Annotated in this window: 25 protein-coding genes and 2 pseudogenes; 16 read left to right on the forward strand and 11 right to left on the reverse strand. The window is 69.5% G+C overall.

What is annotated here, in order from left to right; translation table 11 throughout:
* Positions 1 to 99 precede the first annotated feature (99 nt).
* On the forward strand, positions 100 to 1,047 hold the full coding sequence (gene yddG, locus AB8P05_RS26110) for an aromatic amino acid exporter YddG (RefSeq protein ID WP_472761465.1): 948 nt from the start codon (positions 100 to 102) through the stop codon (positions 1,045 to 1,047).
* Here the strand turns inward: yddG and AB8P05_RS26115 are convergent.
* Entirely contained in the window at positions 1,044 to 2,399 is a 1,356-nt protein-coding gene (locus AB8P05_RS26115) for a nucleobase:cation symporter-2 family protein (protein ID WP_472761615.1), read from the reverse strand. The genes yddG and AB8P05_RS26115 overlap by 4 nt on opposite strands.
* A 10-nt stretch (positions 2,400 to 2,409) precedes the next feature.
* Between AB8P05_RS26115 and AB8P05_RS26120 the strand changes: the two genes are divergently transcribed.
* The 3 genes and pseudogenes from AB8P05_RS26120 (at position 2,410) to AB8P05_RS26130 (ending at position 5,078) form a co-directional block, all read left to right on the forward strand.
* The gene (locus AB8P05_RS26120; RefSeq protein WP_472761466.1) at positions 2,410 to 3,015 is read left to right on the forward strand and encodes a hypothetical protein; all 606 of its coding nucleotides are present in this window, start codon (positions 2,410 to 2,412) and stop codon (positions 3,013 to 3,015) included.
* A 1-nt stretch (position 3,016) separates the two neighbouring features.
* Positions 3,017 to 4,347 (forward strand): annotated as a pseudogene (locus AB8P05_RS26125) (GH1 family beta-glucosidase).
* A gap of 131 nt (positions 4,348 to 4,478) precedes the next feature.
* On the forward strand, positions 4,479 to 5,078 hold the full coding sequence (locus tag AB8P05_RS26130; RefSeq protein WP_472761467.1) for a class I SAM-dependent methyltransferase: 600 nt from the start codon (positions 4,479 to 4,481) through the stop codon (positions 5,076 to 5,078).
* Positions 5,079 to 5,170: 92 nt separating this feature from the next.
* Here the strand turns inward: AB8P05_RS26130 and AB8P05_RS26135 are convergent, their stop codons facing one another.
* The 5 genes from AB8P05_RS26135 to AB8P05_RS26155 form a co-directional block, all read right to left on the reverse strand.
* Positions 5,171 to 5,743, reverse strand: coding sequence for a HutD/Ves family protein (locus tag AB8P05_RS26135; RefSeq protein ID WP_472761468.1), 573 nt, complete (start codon positions 5,741 to 5,743; stop codon positions 5,171 to 5,173).
* A 58-nt stretch (positions 5,744 to 5,801) separates the two neighbouring features.
* Entirely contained in the window at positions 5,802 to 6,500 is a 699-nt protein-coding gene (locus AB8P05_RS26140) for a hypothetical protein (RefSeq protein WP_472761469.1), read from the reverse strand.
* A gap of 672 nt (positions 6,501 to 7,172) precedes the next feature.
* Positions 7,173 to 8,234 carry a YihY/virulence factor BrkB family protein gene (locus AB8P05_RS26145; RefSeq protein WP_472761470.1) on the reverse strand — a complete coding sequence of 354 codons (1,062 nt, stop codon included), beginning with the start codon at positions 8,232 to 8,234 and terminating at the stop codon, positions 7,173 to 7,175.
* Between the two features lie 13 nt (positions 8,235 to 8,247).
* A complete protein-coding gene (locus AB8P05_RS26150) occupies positions 8,248 to 9,111 on the reverse strand; it encodes a DUF3618 domain-containing protein (protein WP_472761471.1) in 864 nt (287 codons plus the stop codon).
* A gap of 137 nt (positions 9,112 to 9,248) precedes the next feature.
* A complete protein-coding gene (locus AB8P05_RS26155; RefSeq protein ID WP_472761472.1) occupies positions 9,249 to 9,848 on the reverse strand; it encodes a HupE/UreJ family protein in 600 nt (199 codons plus the stop codon).
* Positions 9,849 to 10,089: 241 nt separating this feature from the next.
* On the opposite strand from AB8P05_RS26155, the gene AB8P05_RS26160 reads away from it, so the two are divergent.
* From AB8P05_RS26160 to AB8P05_RS26185, 6 genes and pseudogenes are all read left to right on the forward strand, one after another.
* Positions 10,090 to 11,271: a nickel-dependent hydrogenase large subunit gene (locus AB8P05_RS26160; protein ID WP_472761473.1), complete on the forward strand. Its 1,182-nt coding sequence runs from the start codon at positions 10,090 to 10,092 to the stop codon at positions 11,269 to 11,271.
* A gap of 105 nt (positions 11,272 to 11,376) precedes the next feature.
* A complete protein-coding gene (gene hypB / locus AB8P05_RS26165; RefSeq protein WP_472761474.1) occupies positions 11,377 to 12,417 on the forward strand; it encodes a hydrogenase nickel incorporation protein HypB in 1,041 nt (346 codons plus the stop codon).
* Between the two features lie 17 nt (positions 12,418 to 12,434).
* Positions 12,435 to 12,665 carry a HypC/HybG/HupF family hydrogenase formation chaperone gene (locus tag AB8P05_RS26170; protein WP_472761475.1) on the forward strand — a complete coding sequence of 77 codons (231 nt, stop codon included), beginning with the start codon at positions 12,435 to 12,437 and terminating at the stop codon, positions 12,663 to 12,665.
* Positions 12,666 to 12,711: 46 nt separating this feature from the next.
* Complete coding sequence (gene hypE, locus AB8P05_RS26175) at positions 12,712 to 13,758, forward strand: hydrogenase expression/formation protein HypE (RefSeq protein ID WP_472761476.1); 1,047 nt, start codon at positions 12,712 to 12,714, stop codon at positions 13,756 to 13,758.
* Positions 13,759 to 14,017: 259 nt separating this feature from the next.
* Positions 14,018 to 14,614: pseudogene (locus AB8P05_RS26180) on the forward strand (sugar transferase); the annotation flags it as partial.
* A gap of 285 nt (positions 14,615 to 14,899) precedes the next feature.
* Entirely contained in the window at positions 14,900 to 16,324 is a 1,425-nt protein-coding gene (locus AB8P05_RS26185) for a S41 family peptidase (protein WP_472761477.1), read from the forward strand.
* A 163-nt stretch (positions 16,325 to 16,487) separates the two neighbouring features.
* On the opposite strand, the gene AB8P05_RS26190 is transcribed toward AB8P05_RS26185, so the two are convergent.
* Positions 16,488 to 17,252 carry a 4'-phosphopantetheinyl transferase family protein gene (locus tag AB8P05_RS26190; RefSeq protein ID WP_472761478.1) on the reverse strand — a complete coding sequence of 255 codons (765 nt, stop codon included), beginning with the start codon at positions 17,250 to 17,252 and terminating at the stop codon, positions 16,488 to 16,490.
* 103 nt (positions 17,253 to 17,355) lie between these two features.
* Between AB8P05_RS26190 and AB8P05_RS26195 the strand changes: the two genes are divergently transcribed.
* The 4 genes from AB8P05_RS26195 (at position 17,356) to AB8P05_RS26210 (ending at position 20,677) form a co-directional block, all read left to right on the forward strand.
* Positions 17,356 to 18,336, forward strand: a complete 981-nt coding sequence (locus AB8P05_RS26195; protein WP_472761479.1) for a phosphoribosylaminoimidazolesuccinocarboxamide synthase — start codon at positions 17,356 to 17,358, stop codon at positions 18,334 to 18,336.
* A 13-nt stretch (positions 18,337 to 18,349) separates the two neighbouring features.
* Positions 18,350 to 19,303: a D-2-hydroxyacid dehydrogenase family protein gene (locus AB8P05_RS26200; RefSeq protein ID WP_472761480.1), complete on the forward strand. Its 954-nt coding sequence runs from the start codon at positions 18,350 to 18,352 to the stop codon at positions 19,301 to 19,303.
* A 26-nt stretch (positions 19,304 to 19,329) separates the two neighbouring features.
* Positions 19,330 to 20,082, forward strand: coding sequence for a phosphatase PAP2 family protein (locus AB8P05_RS26205; protein ID WP_472761481.1), 753 nt, complete (start codon positions 19,330 to 19,332; stop codon positions 20,080 to 20,082).
* 118 nt (positions 20,083 to 20,200) lie between these two features.
* Entirely contained in the window at positions 20,201 to 20,677 is a 477-nt protein-coding gene (locus AB8P05_RS26210; RefSeq protein ID WP_455175370.1) for a hypothetical protein, read from the forward strand.
* A gap of 29 nt (positions 20,678 to 20,706) precedes the next feature.
* On the opposite strand, the gene lhpI is transcribed toward AB8P05_RS26210, so the two are convergent.
* From lhpI to AB8P05_RS26230, 4 genes are all read right to left on the reverse strand, one after another.
* Positions 20,707 to 21,609, reverse strand: a complete 903-nt coding sequence (gene lhpI / locus AB8P05_RS26215; protein ID WP_472761482.1) for a bifunctional Delta(1)-pyrroline-2-carboxylate/Delta(1)-piperideine-2-carboxylate reductase — start codon at positions 21,607 to 21,609, stop codon at positions 20,707 to 20,709.
* Between the two features lie 36 nt (positions 21,610 to 21,645).
* Positions 21,646 to 22,029: a dihydroneopterin aldolase gene (locus AB8P05_RS26220; protein ID WP_014189570.1), complete on the reverse strand. Its 384-nt coding sequence runs from the start codon at positions 22,027 to 22,029 to the stop codon at positions 21,646 to 21,648.
* 88 nt (positions 22,030 to 22,117) lie between these two features.
* Complete coding sequence (locus AB8P05_RS26225; protein WP_455175373.1) at positions 22,118 to 23,200, reverse strand: site-specific DNA-methyltransferase; 1,083 nt, start codon at positions 23,198 to 23,200, stop codon at positions 22,118 to 22,120.
* 89 nt (positions 23,201 to 23,289) lie between these two features.
* Positions 23,290 to 23,958, reverse strand: a complete 669-nt coding sequence (locus tag AB8P05_RS26230; protein ID WP_455175374.1) for a ribonuclease HII — start codon at positions 23,956 to 23,958, stop codon at positions 23,290 to 23,292.
* A 215-nt stretch (positions 23,959 to 24,173) separates the two neighbouring features.
* Between AB8P05_RS26230 and AB8P05_RS26235 the strand changes: the two genes are divergently transcribed.
* The gene (locus tag AB8P05_RS26235; RefSeq protein WP_472761483.1) at positions 24,174 to 24,671 is read left to right on the forward strand and encodes a YchJ family protein; all 498 of its coding nucleotides are present in this window, start codon (positions 24,174 to 24,176) and stop codon (positions 24,669 to 24,671) included.
* A 255-nt stretch (positions 24,672 to 24,926) separates the two neighbouring features.
* The gene (locus AB8P05_RS26240; RefSeq protein WP_108548876.1) at positions 24,927 to 25,538 is read left to right on the forward strand and encodes a cold-shock protein; all 612 of its coding nucleotides are present in this window, start codon (positions 24,927 to 24,929) and stop codon (positions 25,536 to 25,538) included.
* Positions 25,539 to 25,567 lie beyond the last annotated feature (29 nt).

Consider the following 25,567-nt stretch of genomic DNA (forward strand, 5'->3'; position numbering starts at 1 on the left):
ACCGGAGAACCGGTCAATCCCGGCCGGAGGTCCGGTCAAGACAGCCTGCCGTCCACCGGCTATGGTCGCTCCCTCCGCGTCAACCGGCCGATCCGCATCATGCCCGCTTCAACCGCCGCCCGCCCCGCCCTGCCCGACCGCCGTGCCGTCAACCGCGCGACGCTGGTCGGCTTCATCGCCATCCTGTTGTGGGCGACTCTGGCCCCGTTGGCGACGCTGGCCTCGATGGTGCCGCCGTTCCAGCTGGTGGCGACCTCCTTCCTGCTGGCCTTCCTGGTCGGCAGTTGCTGGACGGCGCTGCGCGGCGACAACCCCCTGCGCTATTTCCGCCAGCCGCCCGCCGCCTGGGCGCTGGGGGTGGGCGGGCTGTTCGGCTTCCACTTCCTCTATTTCATGGCGCTGCAGGCGGCCCCGCCGGTGGAAGCCAACCTGATCAACTACCTGTGGCCGCTGCTGATCGTGCTGTTCTCGGCATTGCTGCCGGGGGAGCGGCTGCGGGCGTGGCATGTCGGCGGAGCCGTCGCCGGGCTGGCGGGCACCGCGCTGCTGATCGCCCGCGGCGGGAGCGGCGGCCTGGGAGGCGGACTTTCCATCGACCCGGCGCATCTGCCGGGCTATGCCGCGGCCCTGGGCAGCGCCCTCACCTGGGCCGGCTATTCGGTGCTGCGCCGCCGGCTGGGCCAGATCGGCGAGGCGCCGACCGATGCCGTCAGCGCCTTCTGCCTCGTCACCGCGCTCCTGTCGCTGCTCTGCCATCTGGCGCTGGAACAGACGGTGTGGCCGGAGACCGCCGCCGGCTGGGGAGCGATGCTGCTGCTGGGTCTGGGACCGGTGGGGGCGGCCTTCTTCGTCTGGGATTACGGCGTGCGCCATGGCGATATCCGGGCACTGGGGGCGCTGTCCTATCTGGCGCCCCTGCTGTCGACCCTTCTGCTGGTCCTGTTCGGTCTCGCCGCCAATTCGGCGATCATCTGGGTCTCCTGCGCCCTGATCGCCGGCGGTTCGCTGCTGGCCAGCAAGGACCTGCTGCGGCGGAAACCCTCTTAGGCCTCCGCCCCCTGCGCCGCGGCGGCGACGTCGTGGCGGGCGCGGTCGGCGGTCGTCAGGCCGTTGAAGTACCAGTTCAGCGCCACCGCCGTCAGGGTGCCCAGCAGGATGCCGCTGTGCAGCAGCGGCGACAGGAAGGACGGCATCTGCGAGAAGAACTTGTCCGACACCAGCGGGATCAGCCCGACGCCGACGCTGACCGCCACGACGATCAGGTTCTCGCGCCGGTTGACGTAATCGACCTGCGACAGGATCCGCACGCCGGTCGCCGCCACCATGCCGAACATCACCAGCCCGGCGCCGCCCAGCACGAAGGCCGGCACCGATGCCACCACATGCGCCAGCTTGGGCAGCAGCCCCAGCAGAAGCAGGATCAGCCCGCCCGCCGCGCAGACCCAGCGGCTGCGCACGCCCGTCACCCCGACCAGCCCGACATTCTGCGAGAAGGAGGTGTAGGGAAAGGTGTTGAAGACGCCGCCGATCAGCGTGCCCAGCCCGTCGGTGCGCAGGCCGCGGACCAGATCCTCCTGCGTCACCGGGCGGCCGACCATGTCGCCGACGGCCAGGAACATGCCGGTCGACTCGATCATCACCACGATCATCACCAGCGACATGGTCAGGATGGCGACGGGATCGAAGACCGGCAGGCCGAACTGGAAGGGCTGGACCAGCGCCACCCACGGCGCCTCGGCAAGACCGCTGAAATTGACCATGCCCAGCGCCATCGCCAGCACCATGCCGGCCACCAGCCCCAGCAGAACCGCGACGTTGCGGACAAAGCCGCGGCCATGCTTCATCAGCACCAGGATCGTCACCAGCACGAAGGCGGCAACGCCGAGGAAGGCCGGATCGCCGAAGCGCGGGTTGCCGACCCCGCCGCCGGCCCAGCCCACCTCGACCCGCATCAGCGAAATGCCGATGATGGCGATGACGCTGCCGGTCACCACCGGCGGGAACAGCGGCAGCAGCCGGCCGACCAGCGGCGCCGCCACCATGGCGAAGACGCCCGACCCGATCACCGCGCCGTAGATGCCCAGCAGGCCCAGCGACGGGTTGGCCGCCATCGCCACCATCGGCCCGACCGCGGCGAAGGTGACGCCCATCATGATCGGCAGCCGGATGCCGAAGCGCCAGAACCCCACCGCCTGGATCAGCGTGACCACGCCGCAGGCGAACAGGTCGGCGTTGATCAGCATGGCGATCTGGTCCTTGGGCAGCTTCAGCGCCCCGCCGATGATTAGCGGCACCGCGACGGCGCCGGCATACATCACCAGCACATGCTGCAGCCCGAGCGCCAGCAGCCGCCAGGGCGGCAGAAGCTCGTCGACGGGATGGGTCGCGGTTTTCTCGATGGCGCGTGTCATGGCGCAAGCCTCGCTGTCCTGTGTTGCGGCATCGCGATGCATGGGCCATGCCGCACCGCCACGGGCGTTCCGTGCGGCGGACGCCGCGCGCCTGCACAAGTCATGGGCATGCCGCGCGGCGGTTGCCCGTGAAGGTGGCAAATCCAGCGCGGTTTTTTGCCGCGCCCGGGTGGAGACCGCGATGGAGGCTGCGTTATTCTTTAACGATCCGTGGGTACAGTCGCTGTCGCCTACCCCTTTCGCGCAACCCGAACAGAGCGTCGCGATGAGCAAGTCGATCGAGGGTGTATCCAACTGGATGCACATGTTCCGCTGGATCGTGAAGCTGATCCGCGACGAATACGGGGTGGATGAAGCTCTCCTGACCCGGAATGCGACGCTGGAGACCGACATCCAGCTGTCGATCGACCAGGTCGAGCAGGTCCTGGAATACATCTCCGAAAGCTTCGGCATCCGCTTCCCCGAAGGGACGCTGGACGAGCTGGTGAAGCTGGAGGAGCTTTGCCTGCTGGCGAGCTGGATCAAGGGCTATTACAAGCGCCCCGAATTCATCTCCGACGAGTTTGAAAGCCGCTGCCGCAGCATCAACCAGATCGCAGCCTGAGATGACCGACCCGACCTCTTCCTATCCGCCCGGCTTCACCTGGGGCGTCTCCACCTCCGCCTACCAGATCGAAGGGGCGGCGGCCGAGGACGGGCGCGGCGCCAGCATCTGGGACGTCCGCTGCCGCACCCAGGGCGGGGTGGTGAACGGCGACACCGGCGACGTCGCCTGCGACCATTACCACCGGATGCCGGAGGACGTGGCGCTGATGAAGGGGCTGGGCGTCGACGCCTACCGCTTCTCGGTCTCCTGGCCCCGGGTGCTGCCGCGCGGGCGGGGTGCGGTGAACGAGGCCGGGCTGGACTTCTACGACCGGCTGATCGACCGGCTGCTGGAGGCGGGGATCGAGCCCTGGCTTTGCCTCTACCACTGGGATTTGCCGCAGGCGCTGCAGGATCTGGGCGGCTGGTCGGGCCGCGACTGCGCCGGCTGGTATGCCGATTATGCGGCACTCTGCGCGCGGCGCTACGGCGACCGGGTGAAGCGCTGGATCACCTTCAACGAGTTCTCGGTCTTCACCCTGTTCGGCTATGCGATTCCCTGGGCGGCACCGGGGATCGTCGACCGGGCGCAGCATCTTCGCGCCATCCACCACGTCAACCTCGCCCATGGCGCCGGAGTGGACGTGCTGCGGGACCTAGTGCCGGGCGCCTCCATCGGCGCCATCCACAACCGGCAGGTCGTGATCCCCGAGACCGACACGCCGGAGAACCGCGCCGCCGCATCGCTGCTGGACGAGCATTGGAACCTCGTCTTCTGCGACCCGCAGATCCTCGGCCACTACCCGCCGCAGACCGCCGCCGCCATCGAGCCCTATGTGCAGGCCGGCGACATGGCGCGGATCGCCCGGCCGGTGGACTGGTTCGGGCTGAACCATTACGGCCCGATCTTCGCCAAGGCCGATCCGGCCCGGACCTGGGGTTACGGCTGGGGCGACGCGCCGCCCGATCGCCGACCCACGGCGTCGGCTGGGCCATCTTCCCCGACGCCTTCCGGGATGAACTGCTGACCATCCAGCGCCGCTACCGCCTGCCGATCGTGGTGACGGAGAACGGCTGCGGCGGCAGCGACACCGTCAGCCCCGACGGCGCCGTCCACGATCCCCACCGCATCAACTACCTGACGATCTACAACGCCGCGATGCGCGACGCGATGGCCCAGGGCGCCGACGTGCGGGGCTATTTCGTCTGGTCGCTGCTGGACAATTTCGAATGGGGCAGCGGCTATGGCCAACGCTTCGGCATCGTCCATGTGGACTTCCGGACCCTGGCCCGCACGCCGAAGGACTCGGCGCGCTGGTACGCGGAGCTGATCCGGGCAGCGAAGGCTTAGGGCCGGTTTCCATAATGTCCATTTTCGGCAGCACCCGGAACGACGGCGGGGTTGGCCTTGCCGGTTGACTTGCCTTGCGAGGCCGCCTACTGCCAACCTGACATCACCCGGGCGGGATTGGAGAAGACGTGATGATCGAGGGAACGCAAGGGTACGGCGACAACGCGCCGGCACTGGCGGAACAATACGAGAGCATCACGTTTGCCGATGTCCATCATGAGGTGATGCATCTGTTTCCGTCTGCGCCCGCACGGGTCCTTGACGTCGGGGCGGGGTCGGGACGCGACGCCGCAGCGCTCGCCATGCTCGGCCATAGGGTCGTTGCTGTCGAGCCGACCGATGCGCTTCGACAGGAGGGAGTGCGCCTGCATGGTGAGATGCCCATCGAATGGATCGATGACCATCTTCCTGATCTTCTGCAGCTTCATCGTCGAAAGGATCGCTTCGATCTGATCCTTCTAACGGCCGTGTGGATGCACCTGGACATTCAAGAGCGGCGAACAGCCATGGCATCCTTGGCGGGGCTCCTCAGTGCGGATGGCCGGATCAGCATGTCATTGCGCTATGGGCCGGTTCCTCAAGGGCGGAGGATGTTCGAGGTCTCGGCAGATGAGACGGTTGAACTTGCGCGTTCGCACGGGCTGGACGCGATCCATGTGGCAGAGCGAAGCGACATGCTGGGGCGGCCGGACATCCGCTGGGCTTTCGTTGTTCTCGGGGCGCGGAAATGACTGCGCCCCTTCGCAGCCCGTTTGCGAAGTCGATTCCACCCGCAGAAACCTGGAAAGGGGATGGCCGCGGTTACGTTTGATCGCAAGATCCTCTAACGCCGCCGCACCTCCGCGCACACGCCCTCCGCCCCGTCCGGTACCTCCAGCCGTGCCGCTCCGTCGCGTAGAAGCAGGCTGTGCCCCTGGGCAAGCGACAGCGGTTCTCCGCCATCGGGGGTAACGGACAGGGTGCCGGCAAGGGCATGGACCAGCACCACATCGCCGTCGGCGCGGTGTCCGGCCGGTCCCGCCAGCAGGGTGAGGGTGCCGGTGGCCGAAGCGCGGTCGAGCATCAGGTTCACGTCGCGGATCGGGCCGGCGGTCGGCTCGCACCACACCTTGGCCTCGCCGGGAAAGGCGAAGGCGGGGTCCAGGCGGCGGCGCTCGACCGGCGGGGCGCCGTCGACGGACAGGCGCATGCCGTCGCCCTCCACCACGGCGATCAGCCGGTCATAGCCGGAAAAGGCCGAAAACGGGCCCGGTTCGACCACGTCGGCGATGCTGACGCGCCAGACGAACCGGCCGTCCGTCGCCGGCTCCACCGCCAGTTCGGTGGTGACGCCGCCGCCGTTCTTCCAGGGAACGCGGCGATGGTCGGCAGGGGTCAGAAGGGTTACGGCGGTCAAGGTCGGGCTCCGGCGCGGATCGGTTCCGCACCGTCATAGCACAGCCGGAGCCGCCGCTTCAGACGAAGAGGTTGAAGCTGCCCATCAGCTTCTGGGTTCCGGTCTGGCCGGTGGGGATCGAGTTCAGGCTGCCGATGGCGCTGTTCAGCCCGTCCAGCGTCGCCTGCTGCCCCGTGGTCAGCGCCATACCGGTGTCGCCCTTGGCCGGCGCCTTGGCCACGGTGTCATAGTCCTTGCTGTAGTTCCCCATCACCAGCTGCATGGCGTAGTTCTTGGGGTCCTTGTCGGACTGGCCCTTGTCGCGGGTAACGCGCAGGGTGTAGTCGCCCTTGTCGACCGTCAGGTTGCCGGCCTGCAGCTTCTTGAAGGCGTCGTAATTGTCGCCGGACTTCGGGTCGCTGTCGGCCAACACCCGGCCCAGCCGGTTCATCAGCTGGACGCGCACGCCGTCGTCGCCGACCTGGCCCATGGTCATCTCACCCTTGGTGGTGACCTTGAACTTGAAGAAATCGACCTTGTCGTTCGCCGACAGAGTGCTGGCGACGTTCAGGCGCGTGGTGTTCTTGGCAAGCACGCCGATGTCCGTGGCGCCGGACGTGGAGGTCGACGCCGACTTCTTCACCGTCTTGGAAAATTCCTGGACGTCGCCGATGGCCTGATTGCTCTGCGACTTCTTGATCGCGTCCACCGCGTTCTTGATCGACGCGTTGAGGCTGGACACCATAGAGCTGACGCTTGAGAGAGCATCATCCGCCATGATTCGTCATCCTTCTTCCGATCCGACCATCACGCCCAAACCCGCAAACGCGGATTTGCACGCCGCCGACGAGCTACCAAAAAATGGTGCGGCCGGCTGCGCCGCCACCCGGACACGTCTGCCCTAAGGGAGTATACGACAACAGCCGGCGGAACATAGGCAGGATTCGTGATTTTTTTGGTCGAAAGCTGGGATGCGGGACCTGCACGCCACGGCCGGCGGCCCGATCCGGGCTCAGGACCGCGGTTTTCCCCCACTCTCCGGTTGAGGCGCGGAGCCGTCGGCAGTCAGAGCGGCCGGCTGCGGGGCCGACTCGGCGGGGGCCGGTCCGGCATCATCGGCAAGCGGGCAGTGGGGCGGCTGGGTGGGGCCGGTGACGACATCGAAATCGAACATGACAACCTCTCTTGCGGATGGTGAGGCCGCCCGGATCGCCCGTGTTCGGATTTTGAGGATGTGCAGCCCATCAAGGGCCGGGGTCACAAACGCGAAAGCCGCCGCGGGTCGGTCCGGGCGGCTTCGGGAATGAGCGACAGATGCGCGTTCCTAGGCCGCCGGACGAAACCAGCGGCCAAAATATCGGGAGCGTCCAGAGGACGCGATGGAAAGCGCCTGTTGCATGACGGCGACCATAGCGCGCGGCCGCCGCCCTGCCAAGGGGCTTTTTCGCGGTCAGCTTGCCTTGCGCTCCCCCACCGTGTCGGCGACATAGGCGTCGCGCTGACCCAGCGGCCGGGCGGGCCGTCCGTCGCGGTCGGTGGTGTCGCGGGCGGTCTGGTGCTCGATCTCCGCGTTCAGCTCCGCCCCCAGAAGCACGACGTAGGAGGTCAGGTTGAACCACAGCAGCAGCACCACGACGGCGCCGACCGACCCGTAGGTCTCGTTGTAACTGCCGAAGTTCGACACATAGATGGAAAAGCCCAGCGATCCCAGCAGCCAGACCAGGGTCGCCGCCGCCGATCCCCAGGTGACCCAGCGCCATTGCGGCTCCCGCCGGTCGGGGGCGTAGCGGTAGAAGACGGCTAGCCCCAGGATGATCGCCACCGCCAGGATCGGCCAGCGGGCAAGGCTGGCGACCCAGCCGATCGGGGTGTCCTGCAGCCCGACGATGTTGATCGCGGCCGGCACCGCGACGATCATCACCATGGCGACGATGACGAACAGCAGTCCGGCGACCGTCAGTCCCATCGACAGGATCGCCAGCTTGATGATGCCGCGCGTCTCCTGCTCGCCGTAGGCGATGTTGAGCGCCGTCACCAGCGAGTTGGTGCCGCGCGACGCGCTCCACAGGGTCAGCAGCAGGCCGAAGATCAGGCCGAACCCCAGCCCCTGCGACGGGGCGGTCGCCACCTTGCGGGCCTGGTCGCTGACGATGGACAGGGCTTCCGGCGGCAGCAGCCCGCCCATCTGGCTCAGCTGGTTCTCGATCATCACCGGATCGGCGACGAGGCCGTAGATGGAGACCAGCGCCGCGATGGCCGGGAAGATGGCGAGCAGCCCGTAATAGGCGACACCGGCCGCCAGCATCGACACATTGTCCTTGCTCTGCTCGTCCCACACCCGCAGCAGGATGTCCTTCCATCCCTTCTTGGGAATGTCGGACGGGGTTTCCGCCGACCGCCCGCGCGCGTCCCGGCCTCCACCGCGCCCGTCATTGGCGGCGCGCCCGGCGGCATTATGTCCGTTCGCACGGTTCCGGTGCTCGTAGTAATGGCGGCGGCTCAACCCCAGCATGCCCCCGCCCTCCTCAGACCACGGCTTCGCGCAGCGCGCCGACCCGGTGGCGGGCGGTCTCCACGGCGTGGAACTGGGCGCCGATGACGACCTGCAGATGGTCGTCCGGCGCATCGCGCAAGGCGTCGCGGAACAGCGCCAGCGTGCCGTCCAGCCCGCTTTCCAGGCGCGCCAGCAGGTCGCCCCGGCCGGCGGCCCCGCCGACGCCGGCCACGACGCTGCGGGCACTCGCCTCCGCCAGACCATGCAGGGGCGACCAGACCCGGCCGCCCTCGCCGGCCGTCTCGATCCAGCCGCCGCCGCTGCGCAACTCGGCGTCCAGCGCCATGGCGCTGCGGTCGAGCTGGTCGGCCAACGTCTCCAGACGGGAGGACAGGGCGGGGTCGGCGATGCTCATGTCGGCGCGGCGGAACGCCTCCGACCCGTCGCGGCAGGCGGCGATCAGGTCGGTCAGCAGATGCCGGCTGCGCGGGTCCAGCTGGCGGCCGCGGGGATCGTAATCGTCGAATTCGGTGGTGGCCTCCGGCGTGCGGGCGACCGCCCAGGCAAGCCAAAGGGCGCCGACACCCATCAGCGCCACGGGGATCGGGTTGGCGCGGACGGCGCGGGCGATGCGGCCGGACATGCCGTCGCCGCCGCCCTGGATGACGTCGCGCACCACCTGCACCACCCCGCCCGACATCTGGCCGGGCGACAGGCGGAATTCGATCTCGTCGATCACCGCGTCCATGCGGGCGCGGATCGACTCGATCTCGTGTTCGATCTCTTCGGGCCGGCGGTTCTGCGCCGCTGTCGCGGCCCCGGCAGCGGCCGCATGGTCGGAGGGAACCGACGCGGACGGAGCGGCGGACGGAATGGCGTCGTTGTGGTTGGTCATGCCGGACGTCTCCTGTGGGGGCTGCCGGCTTGCAACACCACGGGACGCCGATTGTTCCTGCCCCGCCCGCAAGGCAAAGGGGCCGGAAGGTCTCCCTACCGGCCCCCGCACCTGTGACAGAAGTCCGCGGCCTGCGATCAGGCGAGCGTGACCAGCGCCACGCCGCCCAGCCCGATGGCGGCACCCAGGCCGCGCAGGACGAGCCCGCCCCGGCCTTCGCGGGCGACGCCGCGCAGCGACAGGGCAACGGCGACGCCGGCCCCGTGCAGCAGGGCGGTGGCGAGCGCGAAGCCCAGGCCGTAAAGCAGCGGCTGCGCCGCCTCCGGCATCTCCGCCCCGTGGGCATGGCCGTGGAACAGCGCGAACAGGGCGACCGCCGCCAGCGACACCGGCAGGGACAGGCGCGACCGCGCGGCGACCAGGGCGCCCAGCGCGATGACCGAACCGGCGATCCCCAGCTCCACCGCCGGCAGGTCGATGCCGGCCATGCCCAGCAGGCCGCCGCCGATCATGGCGGTGACGAAGGCCGCCGGCAGCGCCCACAGCGCAGCACCGCCGCGCTGCGCCGCCCACAGCCCGACCGCCACCATGGCCAGCAGATGGTCCCAGCCGCCGACCGGATGCAGGAAGCCGTGGACGAAGCCGGCGTCATGGGCACCGAAGGTGTGGGCGTCGGCGACCGCCGGCAGCACCAGCCCGGCCAGCAGGACGGCCGAGGCGAGGGGGAAACGTTTCATGGACAAGCATCCTCTGATGTCGTGTCGCGCCCGCCGCGGCCCTCCCGCCCGACGCATGGGGAGCCGGGCTGCATGGCGCGGTTGGGGCGAAGTGTAGCAGAAAGCGTCATCTCGGCCATGGTCGAGACGCCGGGTCCACCCCGCCGGATCTACGTATTTTGACGCAGGTCAATGAGTTGCACCCCGGTTCCGTCAGGATGGACCCGCCGCCGCCCCCCGGCGCCGTCCCCAGGACTTCGCCATGACCGCAGCCACATCTCCCGCAGAGGGATCGGTATCCGTCCGGCTGTGGCTCGACGGCGAAACGGGCGCCGGCGCCATCGGCCGGGCCGAAGTCGCCGCCCGCCGCCCGCGCGCCGTCGCCGCCCTGGTCGGCCGCCGGGCGGAGGAGGCGGTGCGGCTTGCCCCCCTGCTGTTCAGCCTGTGCGGCACGGCACAGGGACTGGCGGTCGCCCGCGCGTGCGAAGCGGCGCTGGGCATCGACGCGGCCGCGCAGGAGACCGCGCGCCGCCTGCTGACTGACGCGGAGGCGCTGGACAGCCATGGCTGGCAGGCGGTCGTCGAATGGCCGGCCCGCCTCGGCGCCCCGCCCCGCCCCGCCAGCCTGCGCAGCCTGCGTCAGGCGGTATCCGCGGTGATGCCGGCGCTCTATCCGGCCAAGGACGGGTTGCGGCCGGGCGGCGGTGTCCTTCGGCCCGACGCGGCGGCCCTGCGCGATGCGCTGGCCCGGATGGATGCCTGGCTGGAGGCGGAGGTCTTCGCCGGACCGCCGCCGCGGGATGCCGACGATCTCGCCCGTTGGGCCGGACGCAGCGCCGGCGACGCGGCGCGTCTGGCCGCCCGGCTGCTGGACCCCGATCTGGCCGGCTGGGGAGAGGGAGGCGTGCCGCTGCTGAGCGAAAGCGGGCCGGACTGGTTCGCCGCGGCGCTGGCCGGCGACCCGGCCTTCGCCGCCCGGCCTCGGCATGACGGCGGCCCGGCGCTGACCGGACCGCTGGAACGGCAGGCGGCGCATCCGCTTGTGGTGTCCGTGACGGACCGCTTCGGCGACGGGCTGATCCGGCTGTTCGCGGCGCGGCTCGCCGATCTGGCGGAGCTGCCGCGGCGGATGGCGGCGGCCATCGCCGATCTGCGCCCCGCCGATCCGGCCGTCGCAACGGGGCCGGCGCCGGGCGCGGGCTGCGGCGTGGCGGAGACGGCGCGCGGGCGGCTGGCCCACTGGCTGCGGCTGGACGGGGACGGGCGGATCGCCGATGCCCGCATGGTGGCCCCGACCGACTGGAACTTCGCCGCCGACGGCCCGCTGGCTCGCGGGCTGGCCGGCGCCGGGGTGCGGGACCGGGACGATGCGGCGGAGCGGGCGCGGCTGCTGGTCGCGATGCTCGACCCCTGCGTCGCCTGCGGCATAGAGGTACACGAATGACGATCGCTTGCCGAAGCGGACGGGCCGTCCGATGATGGGCCGCCGAACGGTTGAGGCGGTCGCCTTGTGAGTCGACTTGCGGATCGAAGAGTGGGAGAGCGCGTGATGTGCACGGTTTGCGGTTGCGGAGAAGGCGAAACCCGGATCGACGGCAAGGCCACCGATGCGGAGCATGAGCATATCGGCCCCGACGGCAAGGTCTACCGCCACCGTCATGGTGAGGGGCACGGCGAGGCGCACCATCACGCCCACCACCATCACGACGACACCCACGAGCACGTCGCCCCCGACGGCACGGTGTTCCGCCACAGCCACACCGGCCACGGGCATCATCATGACCATGACCACGGGCACGACCACACCCATGGGCACGGCCACCATGACCACGCGCACCATCACCACCGTCCCGACCGCCCCGACGCCATCGACGGCGGCGCCGCGCTGAACCAGCCGCGGCTGGTCACCATCGAACGCGACATCCTGGCGAAGAACGACGGTCTGGCCGCCGTCAACCGCCGCCGCTTCGCCGAGCGCGGGGTGTTCGTGCTGAACCTGATGTCCAGCCCCGGTTCGGGCAAGACCACCCTGCTGACCCGCAGCCTGACCGACCTGAAGGGCCGCTTCCCCGTCGCGGTGATCGAGGGCGACCAGCAGACCAGCTTCGACGCCGACCGCATCCGCGCCACCGGCACCCCGGCGGTGCAGGTCAACACCGGCAAGGGCTGCCACCTCGACGCCTCCATGGTGGCGCAGGCCGCCGACAAGCTGGCCGCCGAGGGCGGGTTCGCCGGGGACGGCGTGCTGTTCGTCGAGAATGTCGGCAATCTGGTCTGCCCGGCCGGCTTTGACCTGGGCGAGACCCACCGCGTCGTCGTGCTGTCGGTGACGGAGGGGGAGGACAAGCCCCTGAAGTATCCGGATATGTTCGTCCGCGCCGACCTGCTGGTCGTCAACAAGATCGACCTGCTGCCCCACCTGACCTTCGACGTGGAGCGCATGATCGGCTATGCCCAGCGCCTGAACCCGTCGCTGGCGGTGATCCAGCTGTCGGCCACCACCGGCCAGGGGCTGGAGGAGTGGTACGACTGGATCGCCGACGGGCTGGCGGAGGCCCGCGCCGCCCACACCGCTTCCGCCGCCGTCTGACCGGAAGGACCGCCGCCATGTGCCTTGCCGTTCCCGCCCTGGTCACCGCCCTGCTGCCCGACGACCGCGCCACCGTCAGCCTGGGCGGCGTCACCTCCACCTGCTCGCTGGAGCTGGTGGAGGACGTCGCCGTCGGCGACTACGTGATCGTCCATGTCGGCTACGCCCTGTCCCGCCTGGATGCCGAAGAGGCCGAGCGAACGCTCGCTCTGCTGGCCGAGGTCGCCGACGCCGAAGCCGCGGCCTGACGCCTGCTCCCCCACACGCACCCGCCGACCACCCGGACCACCCGCCATGACCGACCGCCGCCTCTTCACCCGCAAGCTCGACATCGCCCGCGGGGCGGTGGACATGACCCACGGGTCGGGCGGCAAGGCGATGGCGCAGCTGGTGCGCGAGCTGTTCGCCGCCGCCTTCGCCAACCCCTTCCTCGACCAGGGCAACGATCAGGCCGCCTTCGACGTGCCGGGCGGGCGCATGGTGATGACGACCGACGGCTTCGTCGTCTCGCCGCTGTTCTTCCCCGGCGGCGACATCGGCTCGCTGGCCGTCCACGGCACGGTGAACGACGTCGCCATGGCCGGCGCCGTGCCCTTGCACCTGACCGCCGGCTTCATCATAGAAGAGGGCTTCCCCCTCGCCGACCTGAAGCGGGTGGTCGACAGCATGGCCGCCGCGGCGCGCGAGGCCGGGGTCGCCATCGTGTCCGGCGACACCAAGGTGGTGGAGCGCGGCAAGGGCGACGGCATCTTCATCACCACCACCGGCATCGGCATGGTGCCGCCGGGCGTCGCCCCCTCCGGCGACCGGGCGCGGCCGGGCGACGCCATCCTGGTCAGCGGCACCATGGGCGACCATGGCGTCGCCATCATGTCGACCCGCGACAATCTGGGCTTCGAGACGGCGATCCTGTCCGACAGCGCGGCGCTGAACGGGCTGGTCGCGGCGATGGTGGCGGCGGTGCCGGACGTGCATGTGCTGCGCGATCCCACCCGAGGCGGGCTGGCGACGACGCTGAACGAGATCGCCCACCAGTCCGGCGTCGGCATGCGGCTACGCGAATCCGACATCCCCGTTCGGGCGGAAGTCACCGCGGCCTGCGAACTGTTGGGGCTGGACCCGCTCTACGCCGCCAACGAAGGTAAGCTGATCGCGATCTGCGCGGCGGAGGAGTGCGACCGGTTGCTCGCCGCCATGCGCGAGCACCCGCTGGGACGGGATGCCGCCTGCATCGGATTCGTGGTGGAGGACCCCCATCGGTTCGTTCAAATGGAGACCCGCTTCGGCGGCCGCCGGATCGTGGATTGGCTGACCGGAGAACAGCTTCCCCGGATCTGCTGACCCGTACCGGCGGGCTAACTCACCCTTTCCAAAGATCCTGTCCCTTCGGCAGGACCCCTTTCGCGCGCTGGCCGTTGCCTCTCTCGGATGGTCCTATGCTCTGACCAGAGACGTTCAGCGACGAGAGATTACAATGGCGTTGTCCAACATCGCCCTTTTGGGCGCACCCCGTCTGGACCCCGGCCGCATGGCCGGGACCCGGTCGGCGATGCAGGCGATGGACCGGCTTCCCGGTTGCCCACCCCTGCACAGGCACCGCGTGAAGCGGGCCTTCGACATCGTCGGTTCCCTGGGGCTGCTCGCGCTGTTCGGGCCGCTGATGCTGGTGCTGGCCTGGATGGTGGCGCGCGACGGCGGTCCGGCGGTGTTCGGCCACCGGCGTGTCGGCGCCGACGGACGATCCTTCACCTGCCTGAAGTTCCGTTCCATGGTGGTGAACTCCGCCGAGGTGCTGGAGCGGCTGCTCGCCACCGACGAGACGGCGCGCACCGAATGGCTGGCGACGCGCAAGCTGCGCAACGACCCGCGCATCACCCCGGTCGGCCGCTTCCTGCGCAAGTCGAGCCTGGACGAGCTGCCGCAGCTCATCAACGTCCTGCGCGGCGACATGAGCCTGGTCGGCCCGCGCCCGATCATCGACGACGAGGTTCCCTATTACCGCGCCTGCTTCCCCTTCTACACCCGCTGCCGTCCCGGCCTGACCGGGCTGTGGCAGGTCAGCGGCCGCAGCGACGTCGATTACGTGCGCCGCGTCCAGCTCGACACCGCCTATGTGGTGGGCTGGAGCTTCTGGACCGACATCGGCATCATGCTGCGCACCGTGCGGGTCGTGGTGAAGGGCAGCGGCGCCTACTGACCGTCCTCCCCCTGCCCTCCCCCTCCCCTCCCCTCCGAAAGCACTTATCCCTTCACACCGGTCGCGCGTCCCATCGGGGCGCGCGACATTGCCGTTCGCACCCCCTATTTCCGGTAGGGGAGCCCTGCAGCTGCCCCCGTTGCATGACACGCTTGCCGAATCCGGGGTGGACTTTGAGAATGGGCGAACGACGTGCTAGGGTCGGGCCAACCGGCGAAACCCTGGTATAAGTGAACGATGAGCGTAAGACCGCCGGCCGGACCGGCCAGTCAAGAGGGGCCTAGGATGGCGAAGCTGCTGGCTGCCTTGCTGCTGATGATGGTGGCGATCGGGCCCGCCTGCGCCGTGGCCCCCACCAGCCGTGCCGACACCGTCGCGGCGCTCGACCGATACCGCACCGATTTCGCGAAGATCCGCGGCTACGGGTCGCTGTCCACCGCCGACCGCAATTACGTCCTCTTCTCCGACGCCATGCGCCGCGTCCTGACGGAGCATGTGAAGCCCTTCGACCCGCAGGTGCTGGTCGACAAGGCGGAGGACGGGCTGAAGAAGAAGAAGGCGGAGAATCCGCGCGCCAGCGACCGCATGCTGACCGAAGCGGCGCTGGACAGCATGCTGGGCTCGCTCGACCCCTATTCCAGCTTCCTCGACAGCGAGCGCTACCGCTACCTGCGCGAACAGACCCAGGGCGAGTTCGGCGGTCTCGGCATCGAGGTGACGATGGATGAGGAAAGCGGCCTCATCAAGGTGGTCTCCCCCATCGACGGCTCGCCCGCCGCCCGCGCCGGCCTGCGCAGCGGCGACCTGATCGCCCGCATCGACGACGTGGCGGTCAAGGGGCTGAACCTGCACGACGCCGTCGCCCGCATGCGCGGGCCCGTCGGCAGCTCGGTCGCATTGTCGATCCGCCGTCCGCCGGCGACCGACGCCAACACCCGCGTCTCGCTGACCCGCGCCATCGTAAAGATCCAGCCCGTCCGCTACCGGCTGGAGGGCAACGTCGCCTATATCCGCATCGCCACCTTCAACCAGTCGACCTCCTCGGCGCTGGACGCGGCGGTGGAGGACATGCGCCGGCAGGCGAAGGGCCGGCTGACCGGCGCCGTCATCGACCTGCGCAACAACCCCGGCGGCCTGCTGGAGCAGGCGGTGCAGGTGGCCGACCGCTTCCTGGAGACGGTGGACATCGTCTCCGTCCGCGGCCGCGACCCGGAGGAGTCCCGCTCCTACCGCGGCACCCCGGGCGACCTGCTGGCAGGGCTGCCGGTGGTGGTGCTGATCAACAGCGGCTCGGCATCGGCGTCGGAGATCGTGGCAGGCGCCCTGCAGGACCATCACCGCGCGCTGCTGTTCGGCTCGCGCTCCTACGGCAAGGGGTCGGTGCAGACCATCTCTTCGCTCAGCGTCGACACCGGCATCCGCCTGACCACCGCCCGCTACTACCGCCCGTCGGGGGCGCTGGTGGACTGCTTCGGCGTGTCGCCGAACCTGGAGGTCAAGCCGACCCACGGCAACACCGAGGAAACCCACCCCGACCCCGCCACCTGCGACGCCAACGCCCCCACACCGCCCAAGCCGCAGGTGTGGATGGCGCAGGACATGTGCCCCGACGTGATGGACAAGGCCCCGCGCCCCGACGACGACCGCCCCCTGGAATGCGCCGTCTCCGCCATCCGCAACCGCCTGACCGGCACCCTGGCCGGGGAGTGAATCTCCCTCTCCCGCCCCGGGAGAGGGAAGGGGCCCATGCGGAGCATGGGAAGGGTGAGGGGTAGTGCGAGGAACCATGCGCTTTCGGTTCCTTGGATCACCCCTCACCCTCCCCGCCTTCGGCGGGTCCCCTCCCTCTCCCGGGACGGGAGAGGGCGTTTTCCTACGCCACGAACTCCATATCCATCACCCGCGTCTCCACCGTCCATCCCGTTCCATGCGCCGCGATGGCGGCGACGGTGCCCGGCAGCACCCGGCGGTCGAACAGGCTCCAGTCCGCCGGCAGGCCGACATCCCCCCGCAGCCCGTCGCCGATCTCCAGCAGGGCCGGCGGTACGCCCGGCGTCACCTCCACCGCGAACTGGTCGAGCGGCATCGACAGCCCGACGCCGGCCGCCTTGATGAAGGCCTCCTTCCGCGTCCAGGCCAGCAGGAAGCCCTCGTCCCTGCGGTCGGGCGGCAGCGCCTGCAGGGCGGCGCGCTCGGCGGCGTGGAAGAAGCGGTCGGCGATGCCGTCGGCGCTCTCGATGGGGCGCAGCCGTTCGATGTCGACGCCGATCCGCCCTTCCGCCGCCACGGCGATGGCAAGGCTGTCCTCGCTGTCGCTGAGGTTGAAGGACGGGCCGCCGGGCAGCGCCGGCTTGCCGTGCGTGCCGTAGTCGAAGACCAGCGCCGCCGGGTCGCGCCCGGTGAAACGCCCCAGCAGAAGCCGCAGCAACCCCCGGCGCAGCACGAAGCGGTCGGTCAGCCGTTCCATCAGGAAGCGGTCGGCGCGCTCCAGTTCGTCGGCGGACAGCAGGGCGCGCATCGGCACCTTCAGCGCCGAAAGCCCCGCCAGATCGGCGAACCAGACACTGACCACTCCGGGCTTCAGGACATAGTCGTCGGCACGCCCGCCCGGCGGGGCCGTGATGCTCGCGTCATGCATCGGACAGCGATCCTCCCTCCTAAATTAGCGTCCTGGCTCCGGCAGGGGTTTCGGGTATCATGCGCGCCTCTCGCAATCGCCCCTGCATCCGGACCAGGACCCCATGGTTGACACCGCCCTGCTCGCCCCGCACCTGACCAACGTTCTTCGCGACGCCTTCATCCCGGAGCTGCCCAATCATTACCGCGGCAAGGTGCGTGAAAACTACGACCTTCCGGATGGGCGGCGGATCCTCATCACCACCGACCGGCTGTCGGCCTTCGACCGCATCCTGACCGCCATCCCCTTCAAGGGGCAGGTGCTGACCCAGACCGCCCGCTTCTGGTTCGAGGCGACCAAGGACATCTGCGCCAACCACGTCCTGGAATACCCGGATCCCAACGTGGTGGTGGCGAAGCGGCTGACGATCATGCCGGTCGAGGTCGTGGTCCGCGATTACATGGCGGGCACCACCGGCACCTCGATCTGGTCGATGTACAAGCAGGGCCGGCGCGAGATGTACGGCCACATCTTCCCCGACGGGCTGCGCCAGAACCAGAAGCTGGGCACCCCCATCATCACGCCGACCACCAAGGCCTTCGACGCCGGCCATGACGAGGAGCTGACCGCGACCGAGATCGTGGAGCGCAACCTGCTGACCCGCGCCCAGTGGGACGAGGTGTCGGACAAGGCGCTCGCCCTGTTCGCCCGCGGCCAGAAGATGGCGGCGGAACGCGGCCTGATCCTGGTCGATACCAAATACGAATTCGGCTTCGACGAGGACGGCAACATCCTGCTGGCCGACGAGATCCACACCCCCGACAGCTCGCGCTACTGGTTCGCCGGCAGCTATCAGGAGCGGTTCGAGGCCGGCGAGAAGCCGGAGAGCTTCGACAAGGACTTCGTCCGCAACTGGGTCGTCGCCCGTTGCGATCCCTACACCCAGGACGTTCCGGAGATCCCCGGCGACGTGGTGCTGGAGGCCGCCCGCGTCTATATCGAGGCCGGCGAGACCATCACCGGCCGCCCGTTCGAGGTGCCGGCCGCCACCGTCCCGGTGCTCGACCGCATCCGCGCCAACCTGGCGCCCTACTTCACCAAGTAAAGGGCCAGGCTCCATGCGCGTCGCCATCCTCGACGATTACCAGGGGGTCGCGCGCGACCTCGCCGACTGGTCGCAGCTGCCGCCGGGGAGCGACCTGACGGTCTTCGACAGGCCGCTGGGGGACGAGGCGGCGGTGGCGGCGGCGCTGGAGCCCTTCGACGTGCTGGTCATCATGCGGGAACGCACGCCGTTCCCCGCATCCCTGATCGGCCGGCTGCCCAAGCTGAAGCTGCTGGTCACCACCGGCGCCCGCAACAACGCCATCGACCTTGCCGCCTGCGCCGCCCGCGGCATCCCCGTCTGTGGCACCCGCATGGTCGGCACGCCGACAGCGGAACTGACCTGGGGCCTGATCCTGGCGCTCGCCAAACGCATCCCGGCGGAAGAGCGGGCTCTGCGCGAGGGGCGCTGGCAGACCGGGCTGACCGGCGATCTGGCCGGCAAGCGTCTGGGGCTGGTGGGCTTGGGCAAGCTCGGCAGCAAGGTCGCCCAGGTCGGCCTGGCCTTCGGCATGGAGGTGGCGGCCTGGAGCCCCAACCTGACCGACGAGCGCGCCGCCGCAGCCGGCGTGATCCGCCTGGAGAAGCGCGACCTCTTCGCCAGTTCCGACGTGGTCAGCGTCCATCTGGTGCTGAGCGAGCGCACCCGCGGCGTGGTGGGAGCCGACGAGATCGGCGCGATGAAGCCGACCGCCTTCCTGGTCAACACCTCGCGCGCCGGGCTGGTGGATGAGGCGGCGCTGGCCCATGCGTTGCGCCACGGCCATATCGGCGGCGCCGGCATCGACGTCTTCCCCATCGAACCCCTCCCCGAAAACAGCCTTTGGCTTGACCTTCCCAACACGGTGCTGACGCCCCATCTGGGCTACGTGACGCGGGAGAATTACGCGGTGTTCTACCGCGACGCGCTGGAGGACATCCTGGCCTGGACGGCCGGTTCACCGGTGCGGCTGCTCTCTCCCGGCTGAACGGGAAACAGAGACGGAGGGCACCGGTGAGCTGGAGCGGCAGGGTCGGAGACGGTTTCCGCGGCGGTTTCTGGGCAAGGGTAAGCCGGCACCAGCTGGGCATGCTGATCGGCATGTCGGTGGTCGCCGGCCTGCTGTTCGGCTTCGTCGAGCTGGCCGGCGAGGTGATGGAGGGGGAGACCAGCGCCTTCGACAAGCGCCTGCTTCTCGCCCTGCGCGATCCGCTGAATCCCGACCAGCCCGGCGGCCCCTGGTGGCTGGCACGGATGGCGCGCGACATCACCTCGCTCGGCAGTACCACCATCCTCACCATCGTCACCATCGCCACGCTGGGCTTCCTGCTTCTGCTGCACAAGCGGGCGGCGGCGCTGCTGGTGCTGGTGTCGATCGGCGGCGGCGGAACGCTCAGCACGCTGCTGAAGATGCTGTACGACCGCGCCCGCCCCGATCTGGTGCCGCACGGCGATCAGGTGCTCTCCGCCAGCTTCCCCAGCGGCCACGCCATGCAGTCGGCCGTGGTCTACCTGACGCTGGGCGCCCTGATGTCCCAGTTCGTCGAGGGGCGGCGGACCAAGGCCTATCTGCTGACCTGGGCGATGCTGCTGACTTTGGTCATCGGATCGAGCCGCGTCTATCTGGGCGTCCATTGGCCGACCGACGTGCTGGCCGGCTGGAGCGTCGGCGCCGCCTGGGCCGCCTTCTGCTGGATGGTCGCCGAATGGCTGCAGCGCCGCGGCGCGGTGGAGCAGGACCGGCCGGAGGCGACGGCGGGACGCTGAGGGAAGCTGAGGGATGGGCAGCCGGCGGTGCATCGCACAAAAGGTTAACAAGCGGGTTGAATAGGAACGCGTGCCCGTCGATAGTGTCGGCCCTAACCCTTTCGGATCAGGCCGCACCATGCCCCAGGGCACCCTAGACCGCGAAACCCTTGAAGCCGTCGGCGTCCTTGCCCGCGCGGTGGAGCGCGAGCGGGTGCCCGGCGTCCTGGAATGCCGCCTGCTGGCCAACGCCCTGAAACGCACGCTGGAAAGCGGGCGGGAGCGCGAACTGACCGAGGCGTCCCGCGTCTTCCGCACGCTGGACGCCGATCTGCGCGAACGCATCGTCTCCCGCGCCCGGGTGGAGGCCCAGCGCACCCGCGCCGAAGCCAAGGGCAGGAACGCCGACCGCGATGTGGTGACCCAGGAAATTCCGTCGCTGCCCCGCCGGGCGGTCGAACCGAAAGCGCGTGCGGGCTCCAACTTCCTGGCGGCTCTCAACGGCCTGCGTCCGGCTGCGACCGCCGGCAGCCGGGGTGCGGCCCGCGACCGCCTGCGCGCCGCCGTCGACACCCAGCGCCGGGTTGGACAGCGGGTGGAGCCGACGCTGGAGTGATCCGCGGGGGGCCGGGCCAGCCCGGCGCCTTACCCCTGCCCCAATGCGCAGCGCGCGGCGGCCAGATCCCACGCCGCACAGCCCACGCTCTTGAACAGGCGCGGGCGCCCGTCCGTGGCACGGCCGTCCAGCGCATCGACCAGCGACTTCACCGTCGCCCAGTCCACGCCGGCCTGGATGAAATCGCCGGCCTCGTGGCGGGCGCCGGCGGGATCGTCGACGAACAGTTCGCTGCCATGCACGGCAGTCGGGCCGAACTCCGCCATCTCCGGCTTGAAGGCGCCGACGCCGACCAGCAGGCGGTCCGGGCGCGGCGTCTCGTCATAGATCGGCGACAGGCTGGTGGTCAGCGCGATCACCACCTCGGCCGCCGGATCGACCGGGCCGCTCATCGGCCGCAACTCCACACCCTGCCCCTGCTGCGCGGCGCAGAACGCCTTGGCGCTGTCGATGCCGCGGCTATGAATGTCGATGCGGAGGCCGGGATAGAGCGCCGCGAGTGCCGTGACATGGCCGGCCGACTGGGTGCCGGCGCCGAGCAGAGCCACATGGCGCGGCGCCGGGGACAGGGTGCGGATCGCCAGCATCGACACGGCGGCGGTGCGGCGGGCGGTGACGGTCGGGCCGTCCAGGATCAGCTGCGGCGCGCCGGTTGCGGCGTCGAAGGCGCTGACCACGCCATGGATGGTCGGCAGCCCTTTGGCGCCATTGCCGGGATTGACGTTGACCAGCTTGTGGATGGCAATGTCCGCCGCCGTGGCCGGCATCGACAGCAGCACGCCGCCGTCCGGCAGCGGCAGCACCTGCCGTTCCGGGCTGGTGATGCGGCCGGCGGCGTAGTCGCGGGCGGCGGTGGCCACCGCGTCGCACAATGCTGGGAAAGGAAGGCGGGCGGCGGTCTGTTCGGCGGTAAGAACGGCGAGCAAAGACACGGTGAGCGGCTTCCTCTCTTATGAGTTGGAAAACGGTCAGGCGCGGGCGCGCTCGATCTCCACGCCGACGCTGGCGGCATCGGGGAAGACGTCCAGCTTCTCCACCCGCACCTTGGCCATCGTCACCCGCGCGTCGGCGAGGCAGCGTTCGGCGATGCGCTCCGCCAGCGTTTCCACCAGCGTGACGTGGCCCTGGGTGACCACGCCCTTGACGATGGTCGCCATGTCCTCGCCGGTGACGCCGGGGGCGATCACCTCGAGGTCCAGGTTCAGGCGGATGCGCTGGGGTTTTGCCCGTTCATGGGCATAGACGCCGATCAGCGCGTCCATCACCAGATCGCGCACGAAACAACGGGTGGACAGCGCCGCCGGGGCCGAACGCGGCACCGGGGCGGTGACGGTGGCGAAGAGCTTGTTCATGGGCGACAGCCCTAACACGGCGACGCCACCGCTGCCAAGCGACCGTCCCCGCCCGCGACCATGCCGGAAGGACAGGTCTGGGATGGACTCAGTGCATCTCCGAGCGGATGCGCTCGCGCAGCACGTCGATCGGGCGCAGATCCTCGCCCTCCTCATAGTGCCAGAAGGTCCAGCCGTTGCAGGCCGGCAGGCCGGCCATGGCGGCGCCCACCTGATGGATCGAGCCGCGATGGTCGCCGCGCGGGCCGGAGCCGATCAGCGTGCCGTCGGCGCGCACGCGGGCGGCGACGCGGCGGCGCTGGTCGAACAGGGTCGAGCCGGGGCGCAGCAGACCGCGCTCCACCACCCAGCCGAAGGGGATGCGCGGTGCGGCGCGCTTGGGCGGGGTGTCGAGGATCGCCGCCTCCGGCGCCTCCTCCACCGCGTCGATGCGGGCCTGGGCCGCCTTGACATAGGTGTCGTCGCGCTCCAGCCCGATCCACTTGCGGCCGAGCCGCTTCGCGACCGCGCCGGTGGTGCCGGTGCCGAAGAAGGGATCCAGCACCACGTCGCCGGGACGGGAGGAGGACAGGATCACCCGGTACAGCAGCGATTCCGGCTTCTGCGTCGGGTGGGTCTTCTTGCCGTCCTCGTCGCGCAGGCGTTCGCCGCCGCTGCAGATCGGCAGCAGCCAGTCGCTGCGCATCTGAAGATCCTCGTTGAGGTTCTTCATCGCGTCGTAATTGAAGCGGTAGCGCGCATCCTTGTCGCGGGCCGCCCAGATCATCGTCTCGTGGGCGTTGGCAAAGCGGGTGCCGCGGAAGTTCGGCATCGGGTTGGTCTTGCGCCAGACGATGTCGTTCAGGATCCAGAAGCCCAGATTCTGCAGCGTGGCGCCGACGCGGAAGATGTTGTGATAGCTGCCGATCACCCACAGCGAGCCTTCCGGCTTCAGGATGCGGCGGGCGGCCGTCATCCAGTCGCGGGTGAAGCGGTCGTAGGCCTCGAAATCGTCGAACTTGTCCCACTCGTCATCCACCCCGGCGACGCGGGTGTGGTTCGGCCGCAGCAGCTCACCCCCCAACTGAAGGTTGTAGGGCGGATCGGCGAAGACGAGATCGACCGACGCGGGCGGCAGATCGTTCATGAGAGCGATGCAATCGCCGACCAGGATACGGTTTTCAGGGAGCATTTTACGACCGGCAAAGAACTGAGACTCGGCCGGACAATGAGTCGCGGCCGAGTCGCCGTCAACAGCTTTCTTTGCCAAGTGACGAGCGCTCAGCCGCTTAGTGCCTTTTGGCGTTTCACTGGTGCAAAACTGACTCGGTGATGGGGCGTGACACCATGGCGGGTCAGCGCGTCCAGATGCTCGGGCGTCGGATAGCCGGCATTTCGATCCCATCCATAGTGTGGATACTGGGCCGACAACCGCAACATCTCGCTGTCGCGCGCCACTTTGGCGAGAATAGAGGCGGCGGCGATGGACTGGCTGCGGCTGTCGCCCTTGACGACCGCCACCCTCTCGCACGGCAGGTCGGGGGTGAAGCGGCCGTCCACCAGCGCCGCGTCGGGCGGGACGCCCGGCAGCGCCTCGTAGGCCCGCTTCATCGCCAGCAGCGTCGCCTTGTGGATGTTCAGATCGTCGATTTCCTGAGCCGACGCCTCGGCAATGGCGAAGGCGAGCGCGTGGGCGCGGATCGCCGGCTCGATCTCCTCGCGCAGGCGGCGGGTGACGGCCTTGCTGTCGTCGATCTGCGCCGCGATTTCCGGCGGCAGCCCTTCAGGCGGCAGCACGACGGCGGCGGCGACCACCGGGCCGCAGAGCGGTCCGCGCCCGACCTCGTCGATGCCGCAGACGCGGCGGCCGGGTCCGAAGCCGGCCTCCAGCGACAGGTCGGGGCGGGCGCGGAGGACGGCGGCGGCTTTGCGGGGCGCTTTGGCAGGCATCGGCGGGCGGCCTTCCGGAAGGGGGTGGATGGGGCCGCTTGATAGCGGCGGCGGAGTCCGCGCGCAAGGCCGCCCCCGTTTGCGGCCTCTTGCGTCAACCAGCCTCTTGAGAAGCGGCGCAAGGCTGCGCTATGGATGCGCCCCGCGAAACCGGCCGGCCCCGCCGACAGGCCGGATTTGCGACGCCGGACCACGCCATCACCCGAGAGCAGGCCATGACCGACACGACCCAGACCGCCGCCGAATGCCCCTGCCGTTCCGGCAAGCCGCTGGATGCCTGCTGCGGTCCCTATCTGGCCGGCATGCCCGCCCCGACGGCCGAAGCGCTGATGCGCTCGCGCTATTCGGCCTTCGCCACCGGCAACATCGATTACCTGCACGAGACGCTGCTGCCCAGCACCCGCGACGACTTCCACCGTGACGAGATCGAGGCGTGGGCCAAGTCCAGCGTGTGGACCGGCGTGGAGATCCGCTTCACCGAGGCCGGCCAGCCCGGCGACAGCGAAGGCGTGGTGGAGTTCGTCGCCCGCTTCACCACGAACGGCAAGCCGATGACCCACCACGAGACCAGCCGTTTCACCCACCAGGACGGCCGTTGGTACTATGTGGACGGCATGCTGGGCGCCCGCCCGCGCAGCGGCCCCAAGGTCGGCCGCAACGACCCCTGCCCCTGCGGCAGCGGCAAGAAGTACAAGAAGTGCCACGGCGCCTGAGCCTGCGCGACTGACGGCCGGACCCTGAGTCGCGGTTGATTCGTCACGCTGCACCTGCACAATTTCGGCGAAATCGCCCCGCCCCGCCCGTCGATCGGGCGGCGGCGGTGTTTTTGTTGTGCGCGCGGAGTGGAATTGCGCAATCCTGATTGAATTATGGGTCGGAACCGATCATCCTTCGCTCGCCCTGTTCCGGGTCTCCCTCTTTGGTGCTTTGCCGGGATGGGGTTTAACACGACAGATGAGACGATACTGATGTTCGACCGTCCGCAGCGCTCTTCCTTCCGCGCTCCTGAAATCACCCAGCGCGACATCCGCGCCACCGTCAAGTGGTTCAACGCCACCAAGGGCTTCGGCTTCGTCACCCCCGACGACGGTTCGCCCGACGCTTTCCTGCACTCCACGGTTCTGCAGTTCTGCGGACACGACAGCCTGCCCGAAGGCGCCACCATCACCTGCGACCTGTCGCGCGGCCCGAAGGGCCCGCAGGTCGCCACCATCCACGCGGTCGACACCTCGACCGCCGCTCCGAGCCGTCCGTCGCGCGCCCCGCGCGAGCGTGACAGCTGGGGCAACGACGGCGGCTACGGCGGCGGCAACAGCTACGGCGGCAGCCGCGGCGGCTACGGTGCCGACAGCTACGGCGATTCGGACAGCGGCGAGCTGGTCGACGGCACGGTGAAGTGGTTCAACGTGTCGAAGGGCTTCGGCTTCATCGCCCCGTCCACCGGCGGCAAGGACATCTTCGTGCACATCCGTGCGCTGGAGCGGTCGGGCATCAGCGGCCTGGACGACGGTGCGCAGGTCCGCGTGACCATCCGCCAGGGCGCCAAGGGCCCCGAGGCGCAGCGCATCGAGATGGCCTGATCTCTCATCGGTCGTTGTGATGTGAAAAA

Source organism: Azospirillum sp. VT-I1, from assembly GCF_055698305.1.